Below are 13,309 nucleotides of genomic sequence, written 5' to 3' on the forward strand. Positions count from 1 at the left end.
GTAAAATCAAGAACAGGGGATCAGAATTTCGATAATCTGAATAAGGGTAAATCTATGAACATCCGTATTTTATCATTTCTGACAATTCTTTCCTTAGTCGGTTTGAATGCCGCACCGAACAAGGTATTGACTTTGGAAGAAAAGGAAGAATTGAAACAGATTGAAGCCGTGCGTAAAGGCGGTTTTACGGATATCGAAGTCGATAACCTGCACGCGTCGATCGCAGGAAACATTTTAAGAATCAATAATCTTCTGGGTAACGAGACGTATAAAAAAGCGCTTCGTTACATCGAGGACGAACCCCGCGAAGCCGGCAAGTTCCTATTTCAAGATAAAGAGAATAAACAATATCTCGAACTCGATTTGGGTTTGGGTCAATCGTTTGCGGATTATCCGAAAACCTATCTCTATCAATCTAGAATTTATATTTATCCCGGAACGGACGGACAATCGTTGGAAAAAATCATTCTTCAGTTCAAAAGAACGAACGCTAAAGGAGAAGTTTTTATCCGCGAGATGCGACGTTTGATTAACAATTCTCCGAAGGGTCCGACTTTCACACAGGACGGAAAAAGAACTCCGAACAACAACAGTGAAATTCTTTTGGAATTCTTTTCCAGTCACGACACCGATTTTCTTTGGCCGGACAATCCGATTCAACCCGTTCCTGCGAGCGTGACTACCAAGTTGCATGACGCCGCAAATCCTCTTCCGTACAATAAGCAGAGACAAATCATTCTTCAATACAAACGATATATGAGAAAGGTCGATAAGATGGTGAGTTTAAAACTGCATACGATGGAATTGGATCAAAAGAGAATGATCTCCAAGATGCTTGAATTCCGTTGATCGTTTGTCGATTTTAGATCGGATCTTAGATTCAAATCGAAAAGCCGCGCGGATCGCGGCTTTTTTTACGCCTTACCGAAACTTAATTTTTCCGTATCACAAATTCGGCTGTGACGATTGATTCGCCGGACTTTCGTAAAGCCGATCCTCGGTTCACGTTCTTTTTTTGAACAAGACTTACGGAAAAAAGAGTTTTGTGATTAGAAAACGGCGAGGGCGTATCGTTCACTTCTTAATTAAGAAGTCGCTGATGACCTTTTCTTCGGTCAGATATTTTTTGTTGAGATAAGAGATTGCGTAGTTGATAAAGCGGGGGATTTCCTTGCCGGCGTCGAGTAAATCCAACTTCGTCTGCGTCAATTCGTCGATCGTAGCTAGGGCTAGCCTTCGTTGACTTTGATGCGATTCGAATTCGTCTTCGGTTTGAAAGGCCATCTGAAATTCTTACCTTTGTCGACAGATTACCCGAATTTGAAGAAAAAGCAAGTGATTCCCGGATTCGATTCTAAACTGGAATGGGATTCAAAATGCGACAATGGATCGTTGAATCGTTTTTATAAACCTTCTCGGGTTGATTTGTGGATTGTTTCAGAAAAGAAGAATTTTCCATCCGTATGTGGGAGTTCCTGCATGCGGATGGAAAGGCGGTTGTCGTTTGTAAATTATGTTTCCTGATATTCCACAGCGGTTTTGATTCCCCGTTCCTCATCGACTAAAAAGTTGATCAGAAGGGAAATGACAAAGAATACGCAGACGACCAGAAATGAATTTCTGAGATCGAATAAAATCTGCAATCCTCCGACGGCAACGAGTCCGAACGCTGCCGCTACTTTTCCGGAAAGTCCCCAAAGTCCGAAGAATTCTCCCGATTTGGATTCGGGTGCGAAAAGACCCACGATCGCACGGCTCGCGGATTGTGTGGCACCGAGACCCGCTCCGGCAAACACGGTTGTTCCCACAAAAACCCATTGCTGCGTGGTCGGAATTCCGATACCCACTAAGAATGCGGTAAGATCCTTTACCCAGTAGATCAGTAGAAGACAAGCGATCCATAAGAAGAGCGTAATGTTAAAGGTCTTTTTTGCTCCGATCTTATCCTGAATGAAACCGAATACGATCGCTCCGACCGCTGCGAAAAGTTGAATCAAAAGAAACATCGCGATTTCGTGTTTTTCTTCCGTTTTTATTTCCTGCGCTCCATAGATGAACGCGAAGCTGATTACGATCCCGAGCGCGGCCATCGCAAAGAACAGCGAAACGAGATACAATGCCATATCCCGGAATTTGTGGATTTCCCTCATCGTGGAAGTGACTCGCTCGATTCCGATTTTGAGATAGGAAAGCCCTTCGGGTTTTTCTTTTCCGTCGGTGTATTCTCTTAAAAGAAGAAAGGTCGGAATTCCGGCGAACAAAAAGAAGAACGCCGTATACGGTCCCACCATACGGAGACTATCGAAATTCTCCAGTGTCTTTGGACCGAGCGTGTTGACTAACGCAACCGCCGCGATTCCTCCGAAGTAACCGATTCCCCAGGCGTAACCGGAAATTTTTCCCAAATCTTCTTTCGGTCCGAGATACGGAAGAAAGCTGGATGCGAAGTTTTCCCCCGAGGCGAAAAAGAAGTTCGAAAAGATGATGAGAATGAATGCGAGGAGATATTGTCCCGGAGCGATTACGAACCAAAGTGCGCCCGTGGAAATGATACAAAAGACATAACTATAAAATAGGAACTGTTTCTTCCGGGCGGAATAATCTGTAATCGCGCCGAAAATCGGTCCCGTTAAAACCACGAGCAAATAGGAAATCGCAAGGGCGATCGACCAGAGAAGATTTCCGTATTCGTATGGATTTTCCTGATTGGAAGAGGCAGGGACCACAAGTTGGCTGAAAACGATTCCGTATGTTACGCTGATAATGACCGTCGTATAGGATGAGTTCGCGAAATCGAACATGCACCACCCGAGAATTTCTCGGAGAGGGGCTCTTTTTATATCTTGCATGGCTTTCCTTTTGGGTTTTTGATCCGAAATTTCAAAAAAGGCTATTTTTCGGAAACCGGATGTCAAATGAAAACCGCAAAAAATTTCTCTTGCAGAAGATTTTCAGACTCTTTAATCTGATTGGAAAACCGCTTTCTAACTGTCCAATTAAATAGAAGATTATGGATTCCTCTTTTTTCAGTCAAGTCGACCTGTGCCAACTGATGCGGCCCCGCAAGGTTTGCGTATGCAATCAGGTTTCGGAAGAAGAGCTCCTAACGTCGATCCGAAACGGGAACGATACCTTGGAAAAGCTCATGGACGATACGGGCGCTTCCACGGGTTGCGGAACTTGTATGGGATCGGTTCGTAAACTTCTGGCTCGGGAACTGAAAGTTCCGAGAGCATGACTTCGATTCCCAACGTAACAATCAATATGGCTATGACTTTGGACGGAAAGGTTTCCCGTCCGGACGGACGTTGGTACGGTCTTTCTTCCCGCAATGATAAGAAGAGAATGGATGAGATCCGTTCCAAAGCGGACGTTCTGATCTTAGGTAAGAATTCGATTCTCAACGACGACCCCGTGGTTCATCTTAGATATGTCGAGAATGGAAACGATCCGAGACCTGTGATTCTCCTTCGATCCGGAACCTTGCCCCAAGACAAAAAAGTATTCCGTTTTTCTAATCAACCTCCGTTGATCTTTTGTTTAAACGGAAACTACTCGGCGATTCGAGATAACCTTTGTTCGGTCGCGGAAATCATCCTTCTTCCCGGAGAAGATTTGAGTCCTCTCGAAGTTCTCAAACATTTATACGAGATGGGATATCGCGAAGCGCTTTTGGAAGGAGGTCCTTCCTTGAACGATTCCTTTTTTCGTTTGGATTTGATCTCGAGAATTTACGTCACGATCGTTCCGTTTTTAATCGGACAAAACGATCTGCCTTCGATCACCGGCGGTCATAAACAATATTTCGAATTCGATCGTAAAAAATGGGAACTCAAGTCCCATGATGCGATCGAAAATGAAGTTTTTCTAATGTACGAAAAAATTAAAGAAGTTTAGAATTTAGAATCGAGTCCATGAAACAGAGAGAACTTCTTTATACTTTCTTTTTGAGAGTTCTTCCGATTTTTTTCGCGGCCGTTCTTATCTACGAACAATTCTTTCCCGAGCGCAAAATTCTGGTTCAACAGGATCGCTTGATTTATTTGCCCGATCAGAAAGAATCCGTCCCTTTAGAAGTGGAATGGGTTCGGCTCGGGGACATTCCGAAAGAATGGATTTCATATACGGTCCAAGTGGAGGACAGAAGATTTTACTTTCACAACGGGTATTCGATTTCGGACATTCACTCTACTCTTGTTTCTTCCCTGTTATTGTTTCGAAAGATGAGAGGAGCGAGTACGATCACGCAGCAGCTGGCTCGGACGCTTTTTCTGTCGAGGGAAAAATCCTTATCACGCAAGTGGAAGGAAATTCAGATCGCTTCCGCTTTGGAGGAAGAACTTGGAAAAGAAACGATCTTGGAATTTTATCTCAACAGCGTATATTGGGGAAGAGGTATGAACGGCTTGAATCAGGCTTCTCGTTATTATTTTAGAAAAAGACCGACCGATTTGGAAACGCCTCAATTCAAAGCGCTGATTCAAATTCTAAAAAAGCCGGACGCTTATACAAGGGAAGAAGTCATCGATCTTTCGAGGAATCTTTGAATCCTTTTCGATTTTTTGAAAATGTAGGAACTACCGCAAAAGAAAGATAGGACTGTCGCTGAACTCTAAAAAAGAAATGTAGGAACTGCTACGGCAGCCATCGCGATCGCGTTAAAATCGCTCGATGCGTTTTACCAAAGCCCGAATCTGATCTTCGGACAATTCGTTTTTGAAGGAAGGCATGGTTTGATTCTTTCCATCGCGAATTGTTTTAACGATCCCTTCTCTCATCTTATTTCCTCCGAAAAAGAAACCCATCTTTAATCCAAAGCCGCTTAGTTTACGCGGTTTCGGCAGGACCGATTCGTTCGGAGTTCCGTCCAGGCCGTGACACGCGGCGCATCTTTGTTCCCATAAAAGATCCGCTTCCTGATCCGTTACTTTGTTATTGGAGAATTCTTCCGTTCGCGCTTGCGAACTTTGGCACGTGACGATCGGAACCGTTGCGATCATAGTTAGAAAGAATGGAATTATTGATAACAATATCGAATCGGAAGAACGAAGCGAAAGTCGGTGCGTTTTAGAGTTCGGTGTAATTTGTTTCACGATGATTGTCCGGTTTTTTGTTGAATCAAATCTTCACTCACAAGGGATCACGACTCATGGACGATCGTTCCCCATTGTTTGATATGAGTCACAACGAATCGGAGTAGGGTTTCCTGATTCTTTCTTGAATCATCCGTGGGTAAAAGAGGATCACCGAACTTAATGTTGATTTTGCGGTCCCTGAAAATTCTTCCTAGTTCTTTGATGACTCTTCCGTTTTCCCAAAAGTCGGTACGCAGCGCGACCGGGATCAACGGAACCTTTGCCCGCGCGGCGAGTTTGACGGCGATTGAATTGAATTCAGCCGGATTAAAATCCGTGGTTCGGGTGCTTTGCGGAAATACGATAATCGACATTCCTTGTTGTAAAAGTTTGGTTCCTTCTTCCAAGACCGCGACTAAGTCTTCCCGCGGATTGGTTCTTCCCACCGAAATCGGATTGCGCGAGCGCATGATCGGACCGAAAAGATTGCCGCGAGTCAGACTTTCTTTTACGACGAACGTGATGGGTTTGTATCTCGTAACAAAGGTCGGAAGTATGAACGTTTCCAAAGTGCTCATGTGATTTCCGGCGATCACAACCGGACCTTGCACGCTGAGAATTTTTTCGATTCCTTCCACGTCGATTTTTCCGCCGCAACTTTCGATCAGATCTAAAATTCTTGCCGAAGATTCGCACCAACTGGCGTTATCATACAATCCGTCCAAAGCCAAACGTCTGCTTCTAAAAATCTCTTTAAAGTATCCATAATGAAAGGCGAGATCCGTTTCGCGGAAAATTAAATCCAATACGGATCGTTTTTTATCGAGTGCGGTTTGATAAGAAATCGGAATTTCTTGATCGTATTCTAAGGGTTTGCAGAGATCCTTTCTTTGCAGCAGTCTCGTACTCATTGAGTTTCCTTTCGACGCCGAAGCGTGCGCGCAATTCTATTCGACTTATGGACAATGAAACTAAAAATCTTTGTGCGAAAGGAAAAGAGTTTCGTTCAATGTCTTCGTGAATTACAGATTCATTCTTATAGGAGCCGGTCCCGAAACCTTACAGCTTCTCTCTTTATCAAAGTACAATAAGCTTTTGGACGCGCTGTAAAGAGTAGGAACCGAATTTTACGGTAGGGTTGCAAAATACGAAGATAAGATTGAGAAACGGGGATATTGAAAAAAAGGGAAAGTTTAAAGGATTTCGCCGTGATTGACGATCTTACGATTTTGATAAAATCGTAAGATAACCCGGCAACGTCCTACTCTCCCATGCAGCGAACCACACAGTACCATCAGCGATGAGAGGCTTAACTTCCGTGTTCGGGATGGGAACGGGTGTGGCCCTCTCTCTATAGTCACCGGGAATCTTGAGGACATTGTTTCGTACTCGTTCGCTTTGTCATTCTTAAATTAAAAGAATGGAGGAATTTTTAAACGGAATTCAAAGATTTTCGAAGCCGATTTTTTCCTCGTCCCATTGCATTCTTTCTTGGATCGCAATTTCCGCCGCGAACAGATCCGCAAAACCGGGAGAATCCGGAAGCCAGGGCATGAGATGCCAAACGCCTAAAAGTTCTTTGTCGCCGGGAAGAACATATGCACTCAAGGGAATCGTCTGAAGATTGAAGAGGAACGAAAGTTTTTCGCGCGAATTTTTTTCCATGTCCTTCAACGAAACGGTAAGAACGCTTTGATCGCCGGGAAGTCGATTGGCTCTTACATGACGCACAACGTGTTTCGGAAAGAAACGCTCCAAGTATAAAAAGTGCGACAAAATCGGCAGCGTAGTTCCGTATCGGATGCGTAAACCGGAGGAATTCACGATCAGTTCCAAACTTCTCGTCATTACGAAAACGAGCGCTAAAGTAAAAATTCCCAAAAACAAAACGGAGAAGGGAATCATAAAGAATAAGAAGATCGGATCGGAGTTGATCGGAAAGAAAACCGCTCCCCATCCTCCGTAGAAAATTCCGATTACAAGAAAAATCGTAAACTTTTCGCGAGCGGTTCGACGTTTGACGAGTTCGATTCCGGTTCCGTTTTCTTTCGTAATCAACTTTAGAAATTTTGAATCCGGTTTTTGAGTTTCAAATCTTGTTTGAAATCGGGAGCCTTCGTTCGTTTTCAGATTTTGCTCCGAATCGTCCGAGATCGGAAGGGGAAACAAGGACCTGAACAAAATTAAATCCTTTTTCAATTCTTCGATTATTGAATACGTTTCTAAAAGATAATAAGCTCCGTCCGATTTTAAGAGAAACAAATCCCAGTGTTTTCTTCTGCCGCTTCCCGAGGAGGAAGTTCCTTGTGCGGATTCCAGTCTTTTTTTGATCTTATAAGCGATGAACTCTCCCAAATCGATCGTTACCGTCGATCGATCTGTTTCCGAAATCGAATACGTTCCTTTGGAAATATCGATTTCTTCCGTTAGGATCGAATCTTTGGTTTTTCGATAGGTTCGGATCGATGAAAACAGAAGATAGGAAAAGGAAAAACAAAAAAATACTATAAAACTCGGCGTAGCGTATTCTCCCTTTTCGAATTGTAAAGCCGCGTATCCGACGGCTCCGATGGAAAAGAAAAACACGAAGATCGATAGAAAAAGCATCATACATCCGATTAGGCCATTGAATCGATAAGGATTGCCGGAGTTTTTTAGGGCGCGCGACGTTTCGAAATTCCAGGATGACAAAGGTTGCCTCGTATTTTTAGAAATTTATAATATACGGATTCGTTTCCGATTTGAAAAACTTTCGTCCGAAAAGCCGATCGAATCGATCAGGCAATCTCGAACGGCTCGGTCCCGCATGCAAAAAATTCTTCCGATATAATGATTCGGTTTTTGACACGCTATAAATTATTTCTTTTCGGAACTCGTCAAGCCGTAAAACCGTTCTTTTTGTTTCGGATTTTTCATCGGAAACGTTGATTCTTGCCTTTTAAAAGTTGTAGCCTTCCCGGTTTCCTTTGGAAGCCTTGCAGAAAGGGCTTTTTAAAGGCTTCGACTTGTTTTTAAAACGAAATTCTTTGTGAAGATCATGGAGGCTGCATGGCGCAGTTTGAAAACGTTACCGTAATTAAAAAAGCGAATGTTTACTACGATGGAAAAGTTACGAGCAGAACCGTTCTATTTCCGAACGGGAGTAAAAAAACTCTCGGTATTCTTATGCCGGGTGAATATGATTTTGGAACCGATGAAAAGGAAATTATGGAAATCCTGGACGGGGAAATGCTCGTGAAACTTCCGGGACAGGATTCTTGGAAAGAAATTAAAGGCGGTCAATCCTTCGAGGTTCCCGCAAAATCCAGATTCCAAATGGACGTCAAAAAAATCAGCGATTATTGCTGCTCTTACATCGCGTAATCGAACGTAAGATACATAAGAGTTCTTGAATGCGTTCGGATCGGGTTTTAGGAATCCGATTCCGATCGATCGCGACTGAATTTCGATCTTCAGAAAACATAAAAAAGCCGAGGTTGTCGCCTCGGCTTTTTTATTCAACGATGATGGTGTTCAAACCGTGATCCTCTTCACCGTTCGCTTTGTTTTGCGGAAAACTGTGGACTTCGCTTAACAAATCATTGATAACTTTCGATCGGTAAACAGGAACAAACAAGGTTTCTGTCTCCGTAAACGTTATCCACTCTTCCCACATAGGGCCAGAACTTGTGATCCCTGAGCCAAGAAGCGGGATAAGCGGCGCGTTCTCTAGGATACAAATGGTCCCAACGATCGGAAGTGACCATCGCCGCCGTATGAGGAGAATTTTTCAAAGGATTGTCCGTTTTATCGAGCGTTCCGTTTTGAACGTCCATAATTTCCTGATGAATAAGCAACATCGCTTCGCAGAAACGATCCAATTCTTCCAAGGACTCGGATTCGGTCGGCTCGATCATTAAGGTTCCCGGCACGGGAAAGGACATCGTAGGCGCGTGAAATCCGTAGTCGATCAATCTCTTCGCCACGTCTTCGACTTCGATTCCGGCGGTTTTTTTAAACGGTCTTACATCCAGAATACATTCGTGAGCGACAAAGCCGTTCTTTCCCTTGTAAAGAACGGGATACGCTTTTTCCAAACGTTTTGCGATGTAGTTTGCGTTTAAGATGGAAGTCTGAGTCGCATTTTTCAGCCCCTCTTCCCCCATAAGAGCGATGTATGTCCAGGAAATCAATACGATGCTCGCGCTTCCCCAGGGAGCGGCGGAGACCGCTCCGTGTTCGTTGCCGGTTGCATTGTCCACAAGCACGTGTCCGGGTAAGAATGGAACGAGATGTTTCGCGACTCCAATCGGTCCCACTCCCGGACCGCCGCCTCCGTGAGGGATACAAAACGTCTTATGAAGATTGAGATGGCAAACGTCGGCGCCGATTTCTCCGGGGCTTGTTAATGCGACCTGCGCGTTCATATTCGCGCCGTCCATATAGACCTGACCGCCGTGCGCGTGAACGATCTGACAGATTTCCTTTACCGATTCTTCGAACACGCCGTGAGTGGAAGGATAGGTGATCATCAATGCGGCGAGATCGTCTTTGTGTTCTTCCGCTTTCGTTTTGAGATCATCCAGATCCACGTTTCCGTTTTGATCGCAGGAAACGACCACGACTTTGAAACCCGCCATCGCCGCGCTCGCAGGGTTGGTTCCGTGAGCGGAAATCGGAATCAGACAAACGTTTCTATGAGCTTCTTTTCTACTTTCGTGATATCTGCGGATCGCTAAAAGACCCGCGTATTCTCCTTGAGAACCCGCGTTCGGTTGAAGGGAAACTCCCGCAAAACCGGTGATTTCGCAGAGCCATTTTTCCAGCTGTTCAAAGATAACTTTGTATCCTTTGGTCTGATCCGCAGGCGCGAACGGATGGATCGCACCGAACTCCGGCCAAGTGACGGGATACATTTCCGTGGTCGCGTTGAGTTTCATCGTGCAGGAACCGAGAGGAATCATCGACGTAGTCAAAGAAAGATCCCTGGATTCGAGCTTACGGATATAACGAAGCATCTTCGTTTCGGTATGATGCGATTGAAAAATCGGATGCGTCAGGTAAGAAGTGTTTCTTTTGAAAGTATCGGAAACGTTCGGAGCCGCCGCGAAACTTTTCTCGACGTCCGCATTCTTCACATCGAAAATCTCGAACAGATCGTTGAGGTCGGCAACATTTACGGTTTCGTCTAACGCGATCCCGATTCTTCCGTCCTGATATTCTCTCAGATTGATCTTTTTGGAGCGCGCTTTGTTTAAAATTTCCTTCGCCTTTCCTCCCGCTTGAATCGTAAGCGTATCAAAGAAAGAATTGTTCGTAATCGTAAATCCCGCCGATTTAAGCGCGTTTGCGAGAACCGCGGTGAATTTATGAATGCGAGTCGCGATATTTTTCAGGCCTTCGGGTCCGTGATAAACCGCATACATGGAAGAAATCACCGCAAGCAAAACCTGCGCCGTGCAGATGTTGCTCGTCGCTTTGTCTCTGCGGATATGCTGTTCTCTGGTTTGAAGAGAAAGTCTGAGTCCGGGATTTCCTTGTGAGTCTTTGGAAACTCCGATCAATCTTCCCGGCATGTTGCGTTTGAATTCGTCTTTCGTTGCGAAGTAGCCCGCGTGCGGTCCTCCGAATCCGAGAGGAAGTCCGAATCTTTGAGAAGAACCGACCGCGATATCCGCACCCATTTCCCCCGGAGATTTCAAAAGCGTCAGAGACAAAAGATCGGCTGCGACGGCGGATATCGCCCCCACATTATGCGCTCTTTGAATAAAGGTAGTATAATCGATTACGTTTCCGTCGGTCGCGGGATATTGCAGAAGAATTCCGAAAAAGTCTTCGTTGAGTTCGACCGATTCGTGGTTTCCGATTTCCACTTCGATTCCGAGAGGATTCGCTCTGGTTACGACGACGTCGATCGTTTGCGGATGACAAAGTTCCGACACGAAGAATTTTTTTGCGGTCTCGTTCTTACGGACGGAATACGCAAGAAACATCGCTTCCGCAGCGGCGGTTCCTTCGTCGAGGAGAGACGCGTTCGAAATTTCCAAACCTGTCAAATCGATGATCATCGTCTGAAAGTTCAAAAGCGCTTCGAGACGGCCTTGAGAAATCTCCGCCTGATAAGGGGTATAAGCTGTATACCAACCCGGGTTTTCGAGAATGTTTCTTTGAATCACTCCGGGAACGATACAAGCGTTGTAGCCCGCTCCGATGTAAGAACGAAAGACCTGATTCTGAGACGCGATGAGTTTCAAATCCTGAAGAATCCTGTGTTCCGTCAAAGCCTTCGGCAGATCCAGATTCTTCTTTAAGCGAATCCCGTCCGGAACCGCTTTGGAAATCAGTTCTTCCAAAGAAGATAATCCCAACTCTTTCAACATTTCGGCGGTTTGTTGCGGATTCGGACCGATATGCCGCCTTGGAAAAGTGTCCAACGGACCCGTGCTTACCTTGGAAAGATCTGTGTTGGATTGGTTTTGAAGAGTCGAGTTCATAATTACCTTCTGCTAAATTCTCTATATTAGACTTTTCTGTTATTCGAGTCCGGCTACGAGCGCCTTATATTTTTCCGGACTGAGAAGTTTTTCCAGCTCCGCGGTGGAAAAACCTTTTACCTTAATCATCCAGGAATCGAACGGTTTTGCGTTTACGTCGCCCGGATTTTTGGAAAGAGCCGGATTGGATTCGACGACTTCTCCGCCGATGGGAGCGTAGAGGTCTTCCGCCGCTTTTACGGATTCGATGGTTCCGAAGGTTTCGAATTGTTTGATCGATTTTCCGGCTTTCGGAAGATCCACAAATACGATATCACCGAGCGCCGATTGAGCGAAGTCCGAAATTCCGATGAGAGCGATGTCTCCTTCCACTTTTACCCATTCGTGTTTTTCCGAGAAAAGATATCCTGCGGGTGCTTGCGTTTCTGCCATGATCCGTTGTTTCCTGATTTAGTTTTTTCTGATGCTGCCTGGGACAAAAGGCTTTGTCGTTATGATAGCTTGTTTGGGTTGCTCGCGGATTTCAATCTGAATCGGTTCGCCGTCCTTGATTTTTTCGGCGCGGATCAAAGCCAAGCCGATTCCCTTCTTTAAGGAAGGGGAGAATGTTCCTGAAGTCGTTTTTCCGATTTCGTTTCCTTGAGAATCGAGAACGCGGAAATTCTCGCGAGGAACACCCGCTTCCGTTAATTCGAAGGCGACGATTTTTGACGGAACTCCGTTCTTCTTTTGGGAAAGAATTTTATCGGAACAAAAGTAGGATTGTTCCTTTTCCTTTACGATCCAGCCTATTCCGGATTCGATCGGTGTCCAAAGGTCGTTGAGTTCATGTCCGTATAACGGATATTTTGCTTCGATTCTCAGAGTGTCTCTCGCACCGAGTCCGCAAGGAAGAAGTCCTTGTTCTTTACCGAATTCCAAAAGTCCGTTCCAGAGTTTTAGTCCTAAAGGAATGGAAGAATAAATTTCAAAGCCGTCTTCTCCCGTGTAACCGGTTCGGGAAACGATGATCTCTTCGCCTTCGTGTTGAAGCAGGGCGAAGTGATAATACTTGATCGAATCCAATTCTCTTCCTAGGAATTTCGAAAAGATTTCGTTGGCCTTCGGACCTTGCAGAGCGATTTGATGCCAGCGTAGACTTTGATCTTCTACCTTTACGCCGGATGCGGGAAGATGTTTGAGAAGATGAGCGGTAACCGCTTCGTAATTGGAAGCGTTCGAACAGATCATATATTTTTCGGGGGAGAATCTGTAGATCGTAACGTCGTCCACAAGTCCGCCTTGTTCGTTGAGAATGGCGTTGTATTGAACTTGAAAGTCGTTCAAAGAAGAAACGGAATTACAGGTGACCGATTCCAAAAAACGAAGAATCGCATTCGCTTCGCCGGTCACGAAAATTTCTCCCATATGAGAAACATCGAAAAGGCCGGCCGCTTGACGCGTCGCGTTGTGTTCCGCGATAATCCCCGAATATTGAACGGGCATGTCCCAGCCCCCAAACGGAATCATTTTGGCGCCGAGCACGCGATGGGTTTCGTAGAGCGGTGTTTTTTTATCTTGGGACATAAAGCTTTCCGGGTACCAATTTTTACTAGTTCCGTATAGGGACAAATGGATTTTTGGGTAAATTTTTACCAATTCGCGGCCGAAGGCGGGAAGGAACGGGATTTTAAGCGGAACCTGCCGGAAAAACCATCCGTATTGATTGGAGCGAACTTTCCGATTCTCCGTTGTTGCGAATGAAAGGAAAGGCGCTTTTCT

The 13,309-nt window shown here is 45.1% G+C and carries 13 protein-coding genes and 1 rRNA gene; 5 read left to right on the top strand and 9 right to left on the bottom strand.

The genetic code is table 11. The features are described 5' to 3' along the window. The first annotated feature begins 54 nt into the window (after positions 1-54). Positions 55-849: an LIC13212 family protein gene (locus LFX25_RS01370; RefSeq protein WP_238728535.1), complete on the top strand. Its 795-nt coding sequence runs from the start codon at positions 55-57 to the stop codon at positions 847-849. A 225-nt stretch (positions 850-1,074) separates the two neighbouring features. Here LFX25_RS01370 and LFX25_RS01375 read toward each other — a convergent pair whose 3' ends face one another. After that, the gene (locus LFX25_RS01375; protein WP_118954247.1) at positions 1,075-1,284 is read right to left on the bottom strand and encodes a hypothetical protein; all 210 of its coding nucleotides are present in this window, start codon (positions 1,282-1,284) and stop codon (positions 1,075-1,077) included. Positions 1,285-1,511: 227 nt separating this feature from the next. Continuing rightward, positions 1,512-2,915 carry an MFS transporter gene (locus tag LFX25_RS01380; protein WP_406600468.1) on the bottom strand — a complete coding sequence of 468 codons (1,404 nt, stop codon included), beginning with the start codon at positions 2,913-2,915 and terminating at the stop codon, positions 1,512-1,514. 95 nt (positions 2,916-3,010) lie between these two features. Between LFX25_RS01380 and LFX25_RS01385 the strand changes: the two genes are divergently transcribed. From LFX25_RS01385 to LFX25_RS01395, 3 genes are read left to right on the top strand one after another with little or no spacing between them, the layout of a single operon-like run. Then, a complete protein-coding gene (locus tag LFX25_RS01385) occupies positions 3,011-3,238 on the top strand; it encodes a (2Fe-2S)-binding protein (RefSeq protein ID WP_167450738.1) in 228 nt (75 codons plus the stop codon). After that, positions 3,235-3,897 carry a RibD family protein gene (locus LFX25_RS01390; protein WP_238728537.1) on the top strand — a complete coding sequence of 221 codons (663 nt, stop codon included), beginning with the start codon at positions 3,235-3,237 and terminating at the stop codon, positions 3,895-3,897. The genes LFX25_RS01385 and LFX25_RS01390 overlap by 4 nt, the downstream gene beginning before the upstream one ends. A gap of 17 nt (positions 3,898-3,914) precedes the next feature. Next, positions 3,915-4,547, top strand: a complete 633-nt coding sequence (locus LFX25_RS01395) for a biosynthetic peptidoglycan transglycosylase (protein ID WP_238728538.1) — start codon at positions 3,915-3,917, stop codon at positions 4,545-4,547. Between the two features lie 111 nt (positions 4,548-4,658). On the opposite strand, the gene LFX25_RS01400 is transcribed toward LFX25_RS01395, so the two are convergent. The 4 genes from LFX25_RS01400 to LFX25_RS01415 all read right to left on the bottom strand — a co-directional run bounded on the left by LFX25_RS01400 (position 4,659) and on the right by LFX25_RS01415 (position 7,685). Further along, positions 4,659-5,093, bottom strand: a complete 435-nt coding sequence (locus LFX25_RS01400; RefSeq protein WP_238728539.1) for a c-type cytochrome — start codon at positions 5,091-5,093, stop codon at positions 4,659-4,661. A gap of 47 nt (positions 5,094-5,140) precedes the next feature. Further along, positions 5,141-5,986 carry a lysophospholipid acyltransferase family protein gene (locus tag LFX25_RS01405; protein WP_238728540.1) on the bottom strand — a complete coding sequence of 282 codons (846 nt, stop codon included), beginning with the start codon at positions 5,984-5,986 and terminating at the stop codon, positions 5,141-5,143. Between the two features lie 337 nt (positions 5,987-6,323). Continuing rightward, positions 6,324-6,440, bottom strand: a 5S ribosomal RNA gene (rrf, locus tag LFX25_RS01410). 78 nt (positions 6,441-6,518) lie between these two features. Beyond that, on the bottom strand, positions 6,519-7,685 hold the full coding sequence (locus tag LFX25_RS01415; RefSeq protein WP_238728541.1) for a hypothetical protein: 1,167 nt from the start codon (positions 7,683-7,685) through the stop codon (positions 6,519-6,521). A 438-nt stretch (positions 7,686-8,123) separates the two neighbouring features. Between LFX25_RS01415 and ppnP the strand changes: the two genes are divergently transcribed. Continuing rightward, positions 8,124-8,438 carry a pyrimidine/purine nucleoside phosphorylase gene (gene ppnP, locus LFX25_RS01420; RefSeq protein ID WP_238728542.1) on the top strand — a complete coding sequence of 105 codons (315 nt, stop codon included), beginning with the start codon at positions 8,124-8,126 and terminating at the stop codon, positions 8,436-8,438. 215 nt (positions 8,439-8,653) lie between these two features. On the opposite strand, the gene gcvP is transcribed toward ppnP, so the two are convergent. Genes gcvP through gcvT form a run of 3 tightly spaced genes read right to left on the bottom strand, consistent with a single transcriptional unit; the run spans position 8,654 to position 13,114 of the window. Beyond that, on the bottom strand, positions 8,654-11,548 hold the full coding sequence (gene gcvP / locus LFX25_RS01425; protein ID WP_238728543.1) for an aminomethyl-transferring glycine dehydrogenase: 2,895 nt from the start codon (positions 11,546-11,548) through the stop codon (positions 8,654-8,656). Positions 11,549-11,587: 39 nt separating this feature from the next. Beyond that, positions 11,588-11,980: a glycine cleavage system protein GcvH gene (gcvH, locus tag LFX25_RS01430; protein ID WP_238728544.1), complete on the bottom strand. Its 393-nt coding sequence runs from the start codon at positions 11,978-11,980 to the stop codon at positions 11,588-11,590. A gap of 18 nt (positions 11,981-11,998) precedes the next feature. Beyond that, positions 11,999-13,114 carry a glycine cleavage system aminomethyltransferase GcvT gene (gene gcvT, locus LFX25_RS01435; RefSeq protein WP_238728545.1) on the bottom strand — a complete coding sequence of 372 codons (1,116 nt, stop codon included), beginning with the start codon at positions 13,112-13,114 and terminating at the stop codon, positions 11,999-12,001. Positions 13,115-13,309: the final 195 nt, after the last annotated feature.

Source organism: Leptospira sanjuanensis (assembly GCF_022267325.1).
GTDB lineage: Bacteria > Spirochaetota > Leptospiria > Leptospirales > Leptospiraceae > Leptospira > Leptospira sanjuanensis.

Coding starts and splice junctions, on each gene's coding strand:
- LFX25_RS01370 (WP_238728535.1), top strand. CDS start 55: ATGAACATCCGTATTTTATCATTTCTGACAATTCTTTCCTTAGTCGGT.
- LFX25_RS01390 (WP_238728537.1), top strand. CDS start 3,235: ATGACTTCGATTCCCAACGTAACAATCAATATGGCTATGACTTTGGAC.
- LFX25_RS01385 (WP_167450738.1), top strand. CDS start 3,011: ATGGATTCCTCTTTTTTCAGTCAAGTCGACCTGTGCCAACTGATGCGG.
- gcvP (WP_238728543.1), bottom strand. CDS start 11,548: ATGAACTCGACTCTTCAAAACCAATCCAACACAGATCTTTCCAAGGTA.
- LFX25_RS01395 (WP_238728538.1), top strand. CDS start 3,915: ATGAAACAGAGAGAACTTCTTTATACTTTCTTTTTGAGAGTTCTTCCG.
- LFX25_RS01405 (WP_238728540.1), bottom strand. CDS start 5,986: ATGAGTACGAGACTGCTGCAAAGAAAGGATCTCTGCAAACCCTTAGAA.
- LFX25_RS01415 (WP_238728541.1), bottom strand. CDS start 7,685: ATGATGCTTTTTCTATCGATCTTCGTGTTTTTCTTTTCCATCGGAGCC.
- gcvT (WP_238728545.1), bottom strand. CDS start 13,114: ATGTCCCAAGATAAAAAAACACCGCTCTACGAAACCCATCGCGTGCTC.
- ppnP (WP_238728542.1), top strand. CDS start 8,124: ATGGCGCAGTTTGAAAACGTTACCGTAATTAAAAAAGCGAATGTTTAC.
- gcvH (WP_238728544.1), bottom strand. CDS start 11,980: ATGGCAGAAACGCAAGCACCCGCAGGATATCTTTTCTCGGAAAAACAC.
- LFX25_RS01375 (WP_118954247.1), bottom strand. CDS start 1,284: ATGGCCTTTCAAACCGAAGACGAATTCGAATCGCATCAAAGTCAACGA.